We start from the raw sequence: 15,275 nt of genomic DNA on the forward strand, positions 1-15,275 counted from the left end.
CAAGGTAAATAATAGTATGCAGACGATTTATATTTACGGCACCGGCAGTAAAGCACTGCAATTCTTACCCACCTTAGCATTGAAGTACCACATAGCTGGCTTTCTGGATAGCAATATAAAACGCCAGGGGCAGTTTTTTTTAGGCATTGAAATTTTCCATCTGTCATCGATGCCCAACCGCCATTACGATCATATTGTAATTGCCAGCAGCTATATTGACGAAATTAATGAAACCTTGCTTGATAACAACCTAAAAGCAGGCATTCCGATTGAAGAACTAGCGGATGTTATGCAACTAAACACAGAATATGTGCAATTGCAAACTAATTACCGTCGTCAGAGCAACGTGTCAATTCCATTAGTTCCTTTACAGAGAAAGCATCTTGAGTATTCCCGTTTAATTACAGACAGACAAAAATTATTAGAGCTGCTCCCCAAAAACGGAATAGTTGCAGAACTGGGAGTCGCGAACGGTGATTACACATCTCAGATTCTAAGTATAAGCCAGCCTGAAAAACTTCATTTGGTTGATATATGGCAATCTGAACGTTATAACGAGACACTGTTCAACAATGTCTGTGCTAAATTCGATTCAGAATTAGCAGTTGGCAGAGTTCATATTCACCGTAAACTCTCACTTGAAGCAGCTGAGGTTTTTCCTGAAGAGTATTTCGACTGGATATATATAGATACCAGCCACTGCTATAAGGGAACGAAAGCAGAACTAGAGTATTATGCTAGCAAAATCAAACCCGGCGGTATCATCGCTGGCCACGATTACACTATGGGTAACTGGAATAGTCAGTTCAGATATGGCGTTATGGAGGCCGTTCACGAATTTTGTGTCAAACACAGTTGGCGTATCAAATACCTGACGATGGATTTATCTGAAAATCAGAGCTTTGCCATAGAAAAAATCAATTAAGAGGCTTCCAAACATGCCAGGTATTTTTGGTCTTTGCCTAGAAAACAAAGGCAGTCATATTCATTTTCATGCAATGACGCAGAAAATGCGCTTGATGCCAACAGTCAATATTAAATCCGTAAGCGAAAACCCAGAATTTTGCTGCGCAACCAGTCATATTGGGCATTTTAATCATCATGATATCCCAAATACAGACGTTCAATGCTGGTTTGACGGCGAACTCTACCATTCAGCACATTCTACACATGATAACGGCCCCGAACCCGAACCAGCAGAACAATTACGCAATGCCTATCTGGCAGGCAAGCTGGCTTCATTTCTTGGCGCCGCAGATGGTGCCTTTAATGCTGTAATTTATGATGTGATGCAAGGCAAGGTGCTGCTTATTGCTGACAGATATGGCATGCGAAATCTTTATTATCAGAACAGCTATAAAGGCTTATGCTTCGCTGCAGAAGTCAAAGCTATTCTAGCAGCACGTTTGACTGTCGCAGAGCTTGATCCATTATCATTCGATTGTTTTATGGAATTGGGTTATCTGCTGGAAGATCATTCCTGGTTTAATAATATTAAATTACTTCCCCCCGCCACTATCCTTGAATTTGATAAACGACAGAATATAAGCCGCCTACAACGTTACTGGCAATGGTCGGAAATAAAGCAACAGACACTGAGCTTTGATGATGCTGTCGATCAGGCTGCAGAACTTATGCTCGAATCTGTAAAAAAGCGTTTTGATCCCAATAGTAACCAAGGAGTGTCTTTAAGTGGTGGCTTGGATTCAAGATTTATTCTGGCTTGTATTCACAAACTGTGGCCTGATTATCCGGGGCAAGCATATACTTTTGGTACCGAGGAATGTGCAGACATTACAATTTCTAAAGAAGTCATCCGACAAACACCAAACTGGAAACATTATATTAATCTATTTACTGCCGACAATTGGTTGTCTCCAAGAATACAAAAAGTCTTAATGACCGATGGAATGCTAGATATGCAGCATATGCACGGCAGTGAGTTCCTACAGTTGCTTAATTATAAAATAGATATGAACGGCTATGCTGGAGATGCCATACTTGGAGGCAGCTTACTAAATGCACAATCTTGTGATCAACGTATTACCCCGGCATTAGCCAAGCAGTTTTATGGTCCTTTCACTGGATACTGCAATTTAAATGACTCAACCTATCATTTACCACACTTTGAGCCTCACCTTTATATGAATCGTATCAGACGCTTTACTCAAATGGGCGTGGTTAATGGCCAGTTTGATATGGAAATAAGACGTCCTTTTATGTCAAACAAGTTACTTGAATTGGTATTCAGTATTCCTGACCATTACCGTTTAAACAACAAACTTTACGGCACCCTGCTAAGCCGTCATTTTCCTAAGTTTTACCATAACATACGCTGGCAGAAAACTGGCTGGCCGGTATCGGAACAATGCCCTGAAGGCACTGCAGCCGTATCAGGTATAGCCCCACCTGATTTCGGTAAACTTCAGGCGTATATCAATTACGAAAATTTAATTAGACAACCTGATACCTTTGCATTCCTGACAAAACTACTGAACAACCCCAATACACTCTGGCGACAACTAACAAACATAGATTATTACAAAGATTTTTTTATTCCACATGTTTATTCAAATCTGAACAGATGCAATAAAATACTTAGATTAGCCACTGTAGAAATATATCTTCAGAACATTAAAGCAGACTATTAACAAAGGCCTTGTTACGACAAAAGCAACATATCAAACTAATGAGCAAAATTTCCATAAACTAAAACTTGGCCTGTCAATATATTCTAAGAGCAAGTCAGGGTTGAAAGTCAGAAAGCTTTCAGTAAATTGGTAAGAACCTCAGTTAGACGCTCTTGCTGTGCTTGGCTGAGCCCTACCCACAAGGGTAAACGGATAAGTCGGGCAGACAAAGAATCTGTTATAGCCATGTTACCATACACTCGGGCCAGTTTTTGACCAGCAGGGGAAGAGTGTAACGGCACATAATGGAACACTGTGTTTATTTGCTGGGCTTTTAACCCATCGATCACAGCCTGTCTATCCTGATGCTCCGGCAGCAAAATATAGTACATATGGGCATTGTGTTGGCATTCAGCAGGGATAATTGGCCGGCGCAACAAACCTTGAGCCTCAAGAGGTTCAAGATACTGATGATAAGTGTCCCAGGCCAACAAGCGCCTTTGCGTAATGCTATCCGCCTCTTGCAACTGTGCCCATAAAAACGCTGCTATCAGTTCGCCAGGCAAAAATGATGAACCGGCGCTTTGCCAGGTATACTTATCAACTTCCCCACGAAAAAACCTGCTACGATCAGTTCCCTTTTCACGAATAATTTCAGCATGACGAATAAAATTAGCTCTGTTGACCAGCAGTGCCCCGCCCTCACCAGAAATCACATTTTTAGTCTCATGAAAACTATAAGCACCCAAATCGCCGATACTACCTAATGCCTTGCCTTTATACTTAGCCATTACGCCTTGAGCCGCATCTTCTACTACCAGCAAGCCATGCCTACCGGCTATAGCCATTATCATATCCATCTCACAGGCAACACCAGCATAATGCATAGGTACAATTGCCTTTGTCCTAGACGTGATGGCCTCCTCTATCAGTTTCTCATCGATATTCAGTGTATCTGGGCGGATATCAACAAAAACAGGTACAGCCCCCCTCAACACAAAGGCATTGGCCGTAGACACAAAGGTGTAAGACGGCATAATGACTTCATCACCCGGCTCAATCTCCAGCAACAAAGCCGCCATTTCCAAAGCAGCTGTGCAAGAGTTGGTCAACAAAACTCTGGCGCTATGGCTATTTTTTTCAAGCCAGCTGTGGCAATGCTCGGTGAAAGGGCCGTCACCGGCTAACTTAGCGTTAAAGTGTGCTTCAGATATATAATGCAGCTCTTTGCCTGTCATAAATGCTTTGTTAAAGGGGATCACAGGCTCTCCTCCAGAATAGCAAGGCCAAAACCTGACCTGCCGTAACCATTACCATTGTATAGCATGTAACGTTGTCCTCCATGGTCAAATACATAAGGATATTCAACCATATCAGAATCCCACCCGGAATCAGAGCACTCAAGTGCAGGTGTCAAAGATCGCTGCCATGATTTTCCGTCCAGAGATTCAGCATAACCGATACGGTAAGTGGATAATGTTGAACGATAAGAGAACCACATTTTCCAGACATTTTTATCCTTCAACACTGAAGGTCGGGAAATAGCAACTTCATCATCATCCAGGTAATCAATAGCTACAATGCCTTCTCTTTTCCATTCAATCCCATTTTCTGATTCAGCGTATTTGATATGGTATCGATGTTCCGGTACGGCACCACGGCTACGCCATCCGGTACAAGACAAATACCACATCCGCCATAACCCTTCATCTTCAATAACACAACAACTAGCAGTAAAATGTGGTTCATGTAAGCTTCGATCGATTACAGGACCAGCACTATATCGACGAAAAATGTCGTCCTCAGATGCTATCGCTAATCCGATGGAATTCCGAAATGGAACAGTAACACCGAGATTCCAACCGATGTAATAAAAGTAACGTTGCCCGGCAACCCGGGTAATCCAGGCCCCCATTGCCCCACTGTCATCAAACTCTCCAAGAGAGCCGGGCGTTAGCACTGGTGTGGTAGCTATATCCAATACATTCGTAGGTCGATTCAAATCTATCACTACAAAAGAGGTATAACTAACATTGTCTTTATCTCGGGAACTGAAGTAAATACGAAATAAATCTGCAGAAATATGTTCAGCGATAGGCACCGCCGCATGAGAGTTCATCCATGAAATCTCGCCTGATGGGCAAAAAATCAAGCCAAGCTTTTTCCATTCAGACTTCAAGTTCATAGCTTTCTCAGTTTGTCACTGGAAACACTCGCAGGTTCTGTTTTAGTACCAATGTACACTGAACCGGCTTCTGTACTACCCATCAAAAGCACTCCTGCGCCAACGACAGTTTTGTCGGCAACGTCTATATGATCCCGCAATGTCGCATTTACCCCGATAAAACATTGCTCTCCTATTCTGACACCGCCAGAAACCACTATATGTGAAGCCAGAAAGCAATGGTCTCCAATATGTGAGTGATGGCCTATATGATTACCACTCCACAACGTAACATTATTTCCTATAGCTACAAATGGCTGAATAGTATTGTTTTCAAGAATAAAACAGTTTTCTCCAATATTTTTCCTGTTTAACACTGTTGCGTAAGAGCTAATGTAAGTAGCAAACTGATAACCATAACGTTTAGCAATCAAATACTTTTCTTTTCTAATCTGATTCAGCTTTGAATAACTTAACGCGATAAAAATAGAATATTTATCTACTGGGTGACTCTGAGCAATTTTTTCAAAAGGCACAACAGGCAGACCACAAAACATTTCCTCTTTGATAAAAGCAGAATCCACCGTGAATGCAACAACATTGTAATCAGAGTCTTCTGTAAAATAATAATGCGCTAGTTGCGCAATGTCACCAGAACCAAAAATAACCAGTTCTCTACTCATAAGATTTTCTCACTATAATGGTGAATTCGTAAAGACCATAATCATGCAATAAAGCCACATCCTTTGAATATCGTCGCTTACAAATATCAAATAACACCAAGGGATCAGCGTAATATAAATATGATTTCATCTTAAAATCATCAGAGTAAGATGTTAAACAATTAAACGAAAAGCCAAATTCACTATACTGATTCATATTATCAAGAACGCTTAAAATATAACTTAACCATTCATCATCACTATAGTGCTGCCTAACATTAAAAATACCACTGGCAATAGAGAAGTTTTTCATTTCATTTATCTTATCAGACAAAATAAATGTGGCCCCCTTACTGCCGCAAAACCTATTGACTGCGCGCCGGATCATCTCTTCAGAGATATCATATCCACAATACTCAAATGTTTTACCAGAAGTCTTTAGATAGTCATACAAAGCACCATAACCGCAACCTAAATCAGCTACCGAATAATTAGTCTCTGTCGTAATGACTTTTGTCAGTTGCCTAAATCGGGTAATCTGGCCCTCATCGCTGTTCCAATCCACCCCCCGAGGCGTTTCTCCATAAGCAGAAACTTTACTGCCGTAATACTCTGCAATGTCCTGCACGATAGAAGAATGACTACTGTCTTTATTCATAACCTGAGCCTCACAACCATTCTGCAGTCAATATACTGAATGCTTTAATTTATTCCGGTTATTCCGGGTTTAATCCACAGCCCTTCACCCCAAGCAGGGAACCTGCTATTGGCGTCGTAAAGCTCATGATAAATCGTAAAGCAATGGGTAAAGTTTCTTTGCTCCAGAAAGTCTGCAATATCCCGTTCCAACGCTCCACCCCGGTAGTTCTCAATTAAGTTCACTTCACAAATAACCGCTTTAAGTGATTGCAGCAATAGTTCCCCTCCAGTCAGAGCCATCAGCTCAGCACCTTGAATATCAAGACATAAAAGATCGACAGAGCTGTCAAGTCGAAGCTCTTCAATCAAAGCATCGAGAGTGATGGCATCGACCGTAATTTTCTTTTCCGAGTTAAAAACCGGAACAATTTCACCCAATTTTTGCAGTGGGAGTAAACTGGCGGACTCCACACTACCTTTGGTAGTTTGGTGAACAGTAAATTCAACCGGACCTGAAGTGTCGCTAATCGCATAGGAAAGTACGCGAATTTGAGGGTTATTGCCATAACGCTTAGAAAGTTGAGATACGAGATCAGGATTAGCTTCAACCAGATAGATAGCGGTAAAACCTCTTTGCAGGTAGAAAGGAACTTCCTCACCCAGGTGAGCACCTATGTGCAGTACTGTCTTTTCGCCCTTCTCACTAAACGATTCTGGCAATGCCTGCTGCAAATTATCCAGTAAGAGGGTTATAGCTGTCGCATGATCATCAGGTAATGTCATTGTTTTCATAAACCTCCAAGTCCCACAGGCTTGCCATAGCCATCATTGCTAACGTCTGAATTGATAATAATAGGCATAATAATCCAACGACCATCTGTTTCTTGCCAATTAAAAGTACTTTCCGGATCGACAGGCGCAACGCCATGTCTTACTCCTGGAGATAGCACAATGAGATCGCCTTTACTGGTTAATCTGTCCAGTTCAATTCGCCCATGAACAGGGTCAATCAGATAGAGTCCGCCCTGCATAAAATCGTCCCCGGGTACACTAGCCTGAATGATAGTTTGTACTCTCGCATAAGGGGATACGGGATCTATATGTTCTTCCTGCCCACCACCACCGCGAGGATACTGATGTACAACAATCCGAGCGATGGGTCCGTCTGACGGAATATTACTCATATAATTCTGAATATTTTGTTTTTGTTCTGAAAGCGCTAGCTTTAGTGAAAATATTTTTTTAAAGCTGTCAAAAAGAGCATCATTATCATTCCAAGGATGGAAATAATACGCATGCTGAATGGCTTTAACATAAGCACCAGGAAAATTGTTGTGTAACCTGTGGTAATCAGGGCAATCATCAATACAAGGATACCAGCTGTCTGCAGTTTTAGAAGAAAAACTCAAACAAGAATCTTTGATTTCATCTATGAGTTCCTTATTAAAAAGACCTCGAATAATATAAACATTATTTTCTAAATTTGATATAAAATCTGGAGATTGCAACATCAATTCAAATTCCTGCCAACCTATAACATGAATATTCACAGACATAACAGTTCTCTTTCAAAATATAAAATTTATCTTAACTGAAAAGATTTCATGTAGTTACTCGCATCTGGACCACAGTTAAATAAAAGGTCAAGAATAGTTACGTGATTTATGAATTCCCCCCCCCACAACTGGGAATATTCTGGATAACCAGAATAGTCGAACCAATGCAATCCAACTCCAGCTTCTTTAAAAATCATCTCATCGAAATATTCTCTGGCTGCAGGCCCTGATATATAGTCTGAAGCGCCAGCTTGTTGACAAAGGCTAAGTAATCGCTCTGTTTTTCCCTCTACAAGGTTGTAATCAGTCGAACTACTAATCTTTGTTTTTATATTAAGATAATTGCAAATAATTTGAATTAAATCTCTATTTAAATTTGATAAATGAGTGAGATCTTTATGAACATAAATGCTTTCTAATAAGTTATATATCTCATCAAAAAATGGGGCTCGTTTATAGTTTTGATAAAACGCTTTGAGGTGATCCTTTTCCCAGTCTGTTTTATCAATCAAGGTGTCTTTTATCTTTTGTTCATATTTCCCTTTAACCTGAACAGGTACTGTCAGCCATTGCAAGCCTGCAGGTGTTTTAATCTTATTTCTATTTCTCCAATCACGACGTGTATATTGCATATCATCATATAATATAAACTCATCTACTTCTGAAATAATATCAAAATAACCCTTCCAAGGAATGTAGTTGGATTGTAAGATAGCTATCTTTTTCATTTATAGTCATTCCTTTTACTCAGCAAATAATTTTTTTTAGGTCATCGATCAGCGTTTGCTCTGAGAATTTATCAGTAACTGCTTTCACATTGGAAGTCTTCACAACCACATCAAGTGGTTCAAGATCGAAAAATTCAATATCAAACACCTTAATACCATGCTTATTAAAGAATAAATTTAAATTAGAAAATTTATTCATATATACCTTTTTTCCAAAGCCCAGCAAATAAATAAGGTTACCAAATGCTTGCTGTCTTTTATGATTAAACACAGCAATATCAATGGTTGAGATAAAATTTAAATACTGCTCAATTCCCATAAACTCAGTAATCGGCGTAAAACGCCCTGGAAATATCTTAGTTCCTTTTACTATGACTTCCTCAGCATATTTTGGGTCTCCATATGATAGGGGACAAAATATATGAATATTCTTGGTTCCAAGATCTTTTAATAATTCAAAACTTTCAAAGTGATTATTAGTTTCAGTAGCAGAATTTCCTAAAAGGATATTTGTCCTACCTCCTTCATAACTAGGAAAAAAAGATTTTTTACAAGAAAAAATATTGCTGGTGTAATTCAAACATTCGATATGTATTCCACTAGCACCATAAAGCTTCCGAACAAGAGAAACATCAAAATCGTTTTTAGTTACCAAGTATCTTACATTCTTGATAACTTTCTTTCGAAAATCCGTTTTAGTCTCAGGAAAGTAAAAGTCCCCTCCCCACATTATCCAATAGCTTTTATCTAAAAGAGCCGGTTCTTGTACAAATAGCTGATCAATTTTATCACGCCAAAGTCCATGCAGAATTATCTTCCGCGCAGTCTTCATATAAGTTAAAAGCGTTTCAAAAATATCCTTATCTGTATGAAAAAATTCAACATCATGATCTGGCGTTAAACCAAAAAGGTACTTTTCGCTAGTAATAAAAACATACTTATTTTCACCACGACCAAAATTTTTATCAACAAAATCGATAAACGGTGGTAAAAATTTATCTATGACCATAATATGCAATATCATAATTCAAGTGAGCTCGTAATGAATAAGAGAAAAAATAAAAAAATCAACATTAAAATAACGATTACAATAGCGATAAATTAAAGCTATAGATTAAAATCTAAGCATCTTTTCAAAAAAGAAAAACCAAATTTTTTCTTTTTTATCAATCCAAAAAAACCAAAATATCGCACATAGCTATAAAACCCTGACAAGCCAAAAAATTTGCAGTAACGCATATAAAGGCCTTCTAACAAGTTATTTAAATATGCGTGATCATATCTATTATCATTAGCAACGATTAAAAGAAGGGCTTTATAAACTTGCCCGACATTTTCCGGCGAATTTAATGACGGCTTTTCACCGGGTAGCAAAATAATGTCATCTACAACACTCAGTGCATTTTCTATGCCTATGTTCTGCATATGTTTTGCAACCAAATACTTCGCACTACTACTCTGTGTTGATCTGTTAGCAGTAGATTCCTGCAGTTCGTGTACTCTGTACATAACTAACGCTTTTGGTAAGTTTTCTATAGGTCCAATGGAAATTAAGCTCAACCAAAATGCAAAATCGGTTGCTGACTTGACACCACAGCTTTCAAAAGAAAAACCGGTACGTCGAGCTGCGTAAGTACGAACCATTGCTCCCGGATTGACTATGGCATTACATATAAGCATTTGAGTGGCTATACGTTTTGAGTCTATTTCTGGCAAGTGAATTACGGACGAAGCCATATCTATATATCCGCCACTCACTGCAACAACTTCGGTTTTTCGCTCTAGTAGATCAATCTGACTTTGAAAACGATCAGGCAAAGCAATATCATCTGCATCCATCCAAGCAAAATATTGCGTCTGAACTAAGTTGAGCAATTTGTCTCTAGCCGAAGCAATACCTGTATTATGGTCATTTCTTAATAATGTTATTCGGCTGTCAAGGTCGGCAAATTTTTGTGCCAAGCTATAGGAATCATCGGTAGAGCAATCATCGAGAATAATCAACTTGAAATCTTGGTATGATTGTGAAAGGATTGATGCAATAGCTTGAGATAAATATAACCCTGCGTTGTATACAGGAATTAATACCGTTAGATTAATTTTCATATTGCTCAACCAAAAATTAAAATTTCATAACCCTTATATAAACATATGTAATGATTTTGAGCCTATAGTATGGGTTAAAGCAGGTCGGAGGTGTTCACATCTAAGATCATTTACTAAGCTAAATTATTAAGGTATTACTAAGTTCTTTCATAAGCAACTCTGAAATCTCTTGATAATAACGTGCTGAAGCAATAACTATTAATCTAATATTCATTTCTTTGGCTGTCTGTAACGATAACACCGGTATATCTGATATACAATTCATAGACTCAAAGCTTTTGTCTATGAAACAAACAGGTGTTAGGCCTACTGCATCTATCAGTTTAAATAATCGTTTACCAATCTCCCCTCCGCCATATATAGCAAAACTCATAGAATTATTTTTTATCATACTAAATACCTGACACAACCATTGTTCATCAAAAGGCTTTGCTGAATCTGATAAAAAAATTCTTCTATCTAAAATAGCTTGATCACGTATATGAAATGTTGATGGATAGCCCAGAGGATAGAGTAAATTTATCGCTTTCAAAAGACCGTCAGCTTCAGGAAAGTTTGATAATTTAGTTTTAAGTAGACTTATCTCTGTAACTTCTGGGATAATTTTCTTTTCAAAGATCAGCTTTGAAATAACATCGCCAAGTTCTAGCAAAGGTGTTTTAAACTCGTTTGGAGTAATTTTTAAAAGTTTCAACCAACCTGCTATTAATGAACTAGATTGAGAAGGTGTAAATATGAAATCTGAAGCCAACAAATTAATTACACCATTTACCCATACTGAGACATGTGTTCGTCGCATATTTGTTATATTACATGACATGCTATCCCGGTAACGATAGTAAACAACACCAATTGCATGAACAGTGATAAAGGTTATGTTTTCGCAAAGTAAATTCATCATCAGATCATAGTCTTCACATCCACCTCTTGTTCTTTCTGTGCAATCAAAACCACCAGTCTTCCTAATCAATTCAGTTGGAAATAAATAGCAATGTATAGGCGCTATATTTGCTATAAAAAGAGCTTCTACAGCATCACCAAAAGCTGGAATAATTGAAATAGTATGACCATTTTCAGTATTTTCTTCAATGAAACCAATAACACTCACAATATTAAAATTGTTGCAAAAACCAGGAACTTGATCAGATAGACAATTAGGCAACAGAACGTCATCAGCATCAAGAAACTTAATCCAATCTCCTTTTGCTTTTTCCAAACCTAAATTTCTTGCTGATGACAAACCATTATTTTTTTGTCTAATTAGTAATAATTCGAAATCAAAGTTCATTTCTGGCAAACAAACATCTTCTGTAGAACCATCATCAATAACTAAAACTTGTATTGGTCTGTAATCTTGTTCGTTTATTGATTTTAATGCTCTAGTTAGAAAATGCCCTTGATTGTAACAAGGGATTACGATCGTAACTAATGGGCGTCTTGGGTTGTTTTTTTTATCAATAAACATTTTACTCTCAGTCTGGAGATTTAAAGTTTTTACAATAACCGCCCAATAATAAATTGGACTTTTAAATGACAAACGCTTTGTGAATAATTAAGCTTCATTTGTTACTCAAAACTACTTTTGAAACTATGTCTAACCATGCATAACCATATTCTCGGTCTGCTTCAAGATGTGCGCCTTCTGCCCACTCATTCCATGCATTAATAAAGACGATGGCGTCTCCATCAACTCTATTTTCTGAAGCAAATTTGTTCATTTGACTTAGATATTTTTTAAAAAGCTCCGGCGAACTACCTTGATAACTGACCCCTTTAGTTGGTCTTCTCGCTTCGTTATCCCAGCTCATGAAAGCTCCACGAATGATTGGAAATGTAAAAGTCCGGTCTAGTTCTTTTTCGATAAGGTCTTTATAACTAAAAACATTGCCTTGGAAATCTGGGTTTAACATTTCGACTGAAACTGGTTCTTTGTAACAACCCAAAGGTGAGAATTGCATTGCGGAGTCGAAGCCAATATCATGAGGATTCATATTCACCTGATGATCTCTTTGGACATGTATCAACAATAACCCATCAAAACCAAACTTTTTAGCAATTTGCTGCCAAACTTGTGCCGTCTCGCTCAAACTATCAAACGCATCCGTGTGATAGACAGTAAACAATGGTTTATTATTAACTTTGATATACCTACTGTCTGAAAACACCTCTAAGCAAAGATAGTTCATTAATTCAATACTATCAGCATAACTATGAGATTGCTCAATCAGTATTTTCTTTTCATTCTTATCCAGTTCGGAAAACCCATGCCATGTCCTGCTCCAGCTATCATTAGCCCAAAATAAACAGAATGGAATATCGATACTTTTATCATTTAATAAGTTGTTTAGAGGGGTCTCTAAAATTCTTCTTCCATTAAACCAGTAAAAATAAAAACAAAAACCATAAATCCCATAATTCTTAGCTAACAGCGCCTGTTCTTTTAGAACTTTAGGATTCATTAGGTCATAAAAGCCAGTATCAACCGGTAGATGTGGTTGATATTGTCCATAATACTGAGGCACAGCTCTAGTTACGCTCTGCCACTCTGTAAAATTATTCCCCCACCATTCGTCATTCTCTTTCACTTTATGGAATTGAGGTAAATATAACGCTATATTCTTTACCCTCTCTCGCTGTTCTAAAGATATATTCTTCTGATGATAGTTCACGAAATTTGGGCCATACTTTCTAGATCGTTCAGACATCTGCCGATGAAATTTCGTATATAGTCCATCTTCGAGCGCAGAGTTCACGACTAAATTATTCTCCTCACTTAAAGCGAGAATAACGACTCCGACTAAATTTCGTTCTAAATAATCCCTTATTTCTTCCTCATATGCGAAAGACGCAATGAAAACCAGTGTAATATTTGAGGATATTAGTGTTTCTGGTGAGCTCACTTGCACTTCATTACAATATGCAATTTTCTTGTGATTTTTATCAACAATTAAAGATGGTTTACAATCTAAAAGCATTAAAAACTCTGTCAGATGCTTCCCAATATCACCAGCACCATACACAGCAAAAGCATTAGTATGCTCTTTTGCTAATTTTATTAGCCTTGCTGAAAACTGTAATGCTGCAACTTGAAAATTATTTTTTTTTGGTGAAAGCATATCAATCTCATGCGTTAATAATTCTTAACTTTTTAGTAACCTAATTTTTGAACATTTGCTAAGCAATCACTAAAAAGTCCTGCCATTCCTCCCATCCAGCACGTTTTATTAAATCGCAAATCTCAGCTCGCACTGGCTGAGCAGCTATAATAATTGCAGCTTGAGATTTATCTGGCATAGCCTCACTAACTAATTTTACAGGTATCTCAAGGCCTGAACTCAGAACCACGGGGGGGGCCAAATAGCGTTCTAGTAATGCTTCAACTGCAATACCTCGCCGTTGTAACACACGACACAGGGACCGAGCTAGCTGTCCACTTCCATAAATGAAAAGCTGATTTTTTTGAAGTAATTTTCTAATTTGAATAAATTTGAAATCAACAATAACATTAAGCCCTGTATCTAGGTAACTTTCTATACTGTTTGCTGTCGTCGACGATTCACTTATTCTCATTCTGACCAATGGCTTGCAAACACAACCAATCTTATATCCTTGAAGCAACATACGATAAAAAAAACTATAGTCCTCGTACATTCTGCTATTTGGATAGCCTATTTTTTTAACAACTGAAGTATGCGCCATATAGGTAGTATGAGGAATGCAAAGCCAACGTCTAAGTTGCTGGTCAATGAGATCAACGGAGTTTACTGCATTAATCTCAGCTTCTTTATTGTGCTTAATTAATGAAAATCGCTCAGACATTGCTACTGAATCAGTATCAGCAAAATACTCTACATAGCTTTTAACAGCTGCAATATGACTATTTTTCTCGATAAAATCATACTGAGTTTTAAAACGATCTAATGCTGAAACATCGTCAGAATCTACTTTAGCAATATAACGAGTATCATTTAACAGACTAAGGGCTTGATTTAGTCTATAACCAACACCTCTATTTTCTTGATTTTCGATTAATCGAATCCGGTTATCATCAATATTTTTGATAACATCAACGGTATTGTCCGTTGAACCATCATCAAGGATAAGAAATTCAAAATTACTAAAGCTTTGGTTTAAGATGCTTTCTAACGTTTCCTGCACATAAGCTGCACTATTAAAGGTTGTCATCAAGGCGGTAATCTGCGGCATCAATTCAACTCCTGATGAAGTTGACTCAGTACTGCCATCGCTTGCTTGAGAGCAGTTGATGAAATATTCTTAGTACGAGGCAAATAGACCACTTCACTGAAGGTTTTCAAGTCATCAAACTTTCCGCTCCAGTCATCTCCCATAACAAAAATATCGACTTGATATTTCTGAATATCGTCAACCTTTTGTCGCCAGCTTTGCTCGGGCACTACCAAATCAACATGTCGACAACTTTGTAGTACCGTTACCCTATGTTCGAACGGCACTATCGTCGTTTTGCCTTTCTCATTTAGGTTAAATTCGTCTGTTGAAACCCCAACAATTAATCTATCACCCAAGGCCTTAGCCCGTTGCAGTAAATTCACATGTCCAACGTGAAACAAGTCGAAAGTTCCGTACGTGATAATGGTTTTCATAAGTTCTTACCATCTCTAAATTAGTTTTGTTATCGGCAAGAATGAAATTTTTCTTAAGAGCTAATTACCATTATTAAAAAAAGATAAAATATAATCTACCGACTAAATTTTTAAATAAAACAAACATCCTCTGAACATTAACCCCCAATCATGACAAATCTAATCAAT

At 37.9% G+C, this 15,275-nt stretch carries 15 protein-coding genes; 2 read left to right on the forward strand and 13 right to left on the reverse strand.

The features are described 5' to 3' along the window. Positions 1-16: 16 nt before the first annotated feature. Both LMJ53_RS01885 and LMJ53_RS01890 read left to right on the forward strand, forming a co-directional pair. Entirely contained in the window at positions 17-925 is a 909-nt protein-coding gene (locus tag LMJ53_RS01885; RefSeq protein WP_229584525.1) for a class I SAM-dependent methyltransferase, read from the forward strand. A 13-nt stretch (positions 926-938) separates the two neighbouring features. Beyond that, positions 939-2,651: an asparagine synthase-related protein gene (locus tag LMJ53_RS01890; RefSeq protein ID WP_229584526.1), complete on the forward strand. Its 1,713-nt coding sequence runs from the start codon at positions 939-941 to the stop codon at positions 2,649-2,651. 107 nt (positions 2,652-2,758) lie between these two features. Here the strand turns inward: LMJ53_RS01890 and rffA are convergent, their stop codons facing one another. The 13 genes from rffA to tagD all read right to left on the reverse strand — a co-directional run bounded on the left by rffA (position 2,759) and on the right by tagD (position 15,107). Next, positions 2,759-3,892, reverse strand: coding sequence for a dTDP-4-amino-4,6-dideoxygalactose transaminase (gene rffA, locus LMJ53_RS01895; RefSeq protein WP_324295578.1), 1,134 nt, complete (start codon positions 3,890-3,892; stop codon positions 2,759-2,761). Next, positions 3,889-4,815, reverse strand: a complete 927-nt coding sequence (locus LMJ53_RS01900; RefSeq protein ID WP_229584527.1) for a hypothetical protein — start codon at positions 4,813-4,815, stop codon at positions 3,889-3,891. Before LMJ53_RS01900 ends, rffA begins: the two co-directional genes overlap by 4 nt. Further along, positions 4,812-5,477 (reverse strand): acetyltransferase, encoded by a 666-nt coding sequence (locus LMJ53_RS01905; protein WP_229584528.1) that lies wholly within the window; start codon positions 5,475-5,477, stop codon positions 4,812-4,814. The genes LMJ53_RS01900 and LMJ53_RS01905 overlap by 4 nt, the downstream gene beginning before the upstream one ends. Continuing rightward, positions 5,470-6,114 (reverse strand): class I SAM-dependent methyltransferase, encoded by a 645-nt coding sequence (locus LMJ53_RS01910; protein WP_229584529.1) that lies wholly within the window; start codon positions 6,112-6,114, stop codon positions 5,470-5,472. The genes LMJ53_RS01905 and LMJ53_RS01910 overlap by 8 nt, the downstream gene beginning before the upstream one ends. 44 nt (positions 6,115-6,158) lie before the next feature. Further along, positions 6,159-6,887 carry an FkbM family methyltransferase gene (locus tag LMJ53_RS01915; protein ID WP_229584530.1) on the reverse strand — a complete coding sequence of 243 codons (729 nt, stop codon included), beginning with the start codon at positions 6,885-6,887 and terminating at the stop codon, positions 6,159-6,161. Beyond that, the gene (locus LMJ53_RS01920; RefSeq protein ID WP_229584531.1) at positions 6,884-7,651 is read right to left on the reverse strand and encodes a hypothetical protein; all 768 of its coding nucleotides are present in this window, start codon (positions 7,649-7,651) and stop codon (positions 6,884-6,886) included. The genes LMJ53_RS01915 and LMJ53_RS01920 overlap by 4 nt, the downstream gene beginning before the upstream one ends. Positions 7,652-7,677: 26 nt before the next feature. Then, positions 7,678-8,379 (reverse strand): WbqC family protein, encoded by a 702-nt coding sequence (locus LMJ53_RS01925; protein ID WP_229584532.1) that lies wholly within the window; start codon positions 8,377-8,379, stop codon positions 7,678-7,680. Between the two features lie 19 nt (positions 8,380-8,398). Continuing rightward, positions 8,399-9,388 carry a TDP-N-acetylfucosamine:lipid II N-acetylfucosaminyltransferase gene (locus tag LMJ53_RS01930; protein ID WP_229584533.1) on the reverse strand — a complete coding sequence of 330 codons (990 nt, stop codon included), beginning with the start codon at positions 9,386-9,388 and terminating at the stop codon, positions 8,399-8,401. 98 nt (positions 9,389-9,486) lie between these two features. Continuing rightward, positions 9,487-10,485, reverse strand: a complete 999-nt coding sequence (locus tag LMJ53_RS01935; protein WP_229584534.1) for a glycosyltransferase family 2 protein — start codon at positions 10,483-10,485, stop codon at positions 9,487-9,489. 118 nt (positions 10,486-10,603) lie between these two features. Beyond that, entirely contained in the window at positions 10,604-11,950 is a 1,347-nt protein-coding gene (locus tag LMJ53_RS01940; protein ID WP_229584535.1) for a glycosyltransferase family 2 protein, read from the reverse strand. A 94-nt stretch (positions 11,951-12,044) separates the two neighbouring features. After that, complete coding sequence (locus LMJ53_RS01945) at positions 12,045-13,601, reverse strand: glycoside hydrolase family 99-like domain-containing protein (RefSeq protein ID WP_229584536.1); 1,557 nt, start codon at positions 13,599-13,601, stop codon at positions 12,045-12,047. A 58-nt stretch (positions 13,602-13,659) separates the two neighbouring features. Next, a complete protein-coding gene (locus LMJ53_RS01950; RefSeq protein ID WP_229584537.1) occupies positions 13,660-14,691 on the reverse strand; it encodes a glycosyltransferase family 2 protein in 1,032 nt (343 codons plus the stop codon). Further along, positions 14,691-15,107, reverse strand: a complete 417-nt coding sequence (gene tagD, locus LMJ53_RS01955) for a glycerol-3-phosphate cytidylyltransferase (RefSeq protein ID WP_229584538.1) — start codon at positions 15,105-15,107, stop codon at positions 14,691-14,693. Before tagD ends, LMJ53_RS01950 begins: the two co-directional genes overlap by 1 nt. Between the last annotated feature and the right edge of the window lie 168 nt (positions 15,108-15,275).

It is taken from the genome of Rheinheimera sp. UJ51 (assembly GCF_020819615.1).
GTDB classification, from domain to species: domain Bacteria; phylum Pseudomonadota; class Gammaproteobacteria; order Enterobacterales; family Alteromonadaceae; genus Alishewanella; species Alishewanella maricola.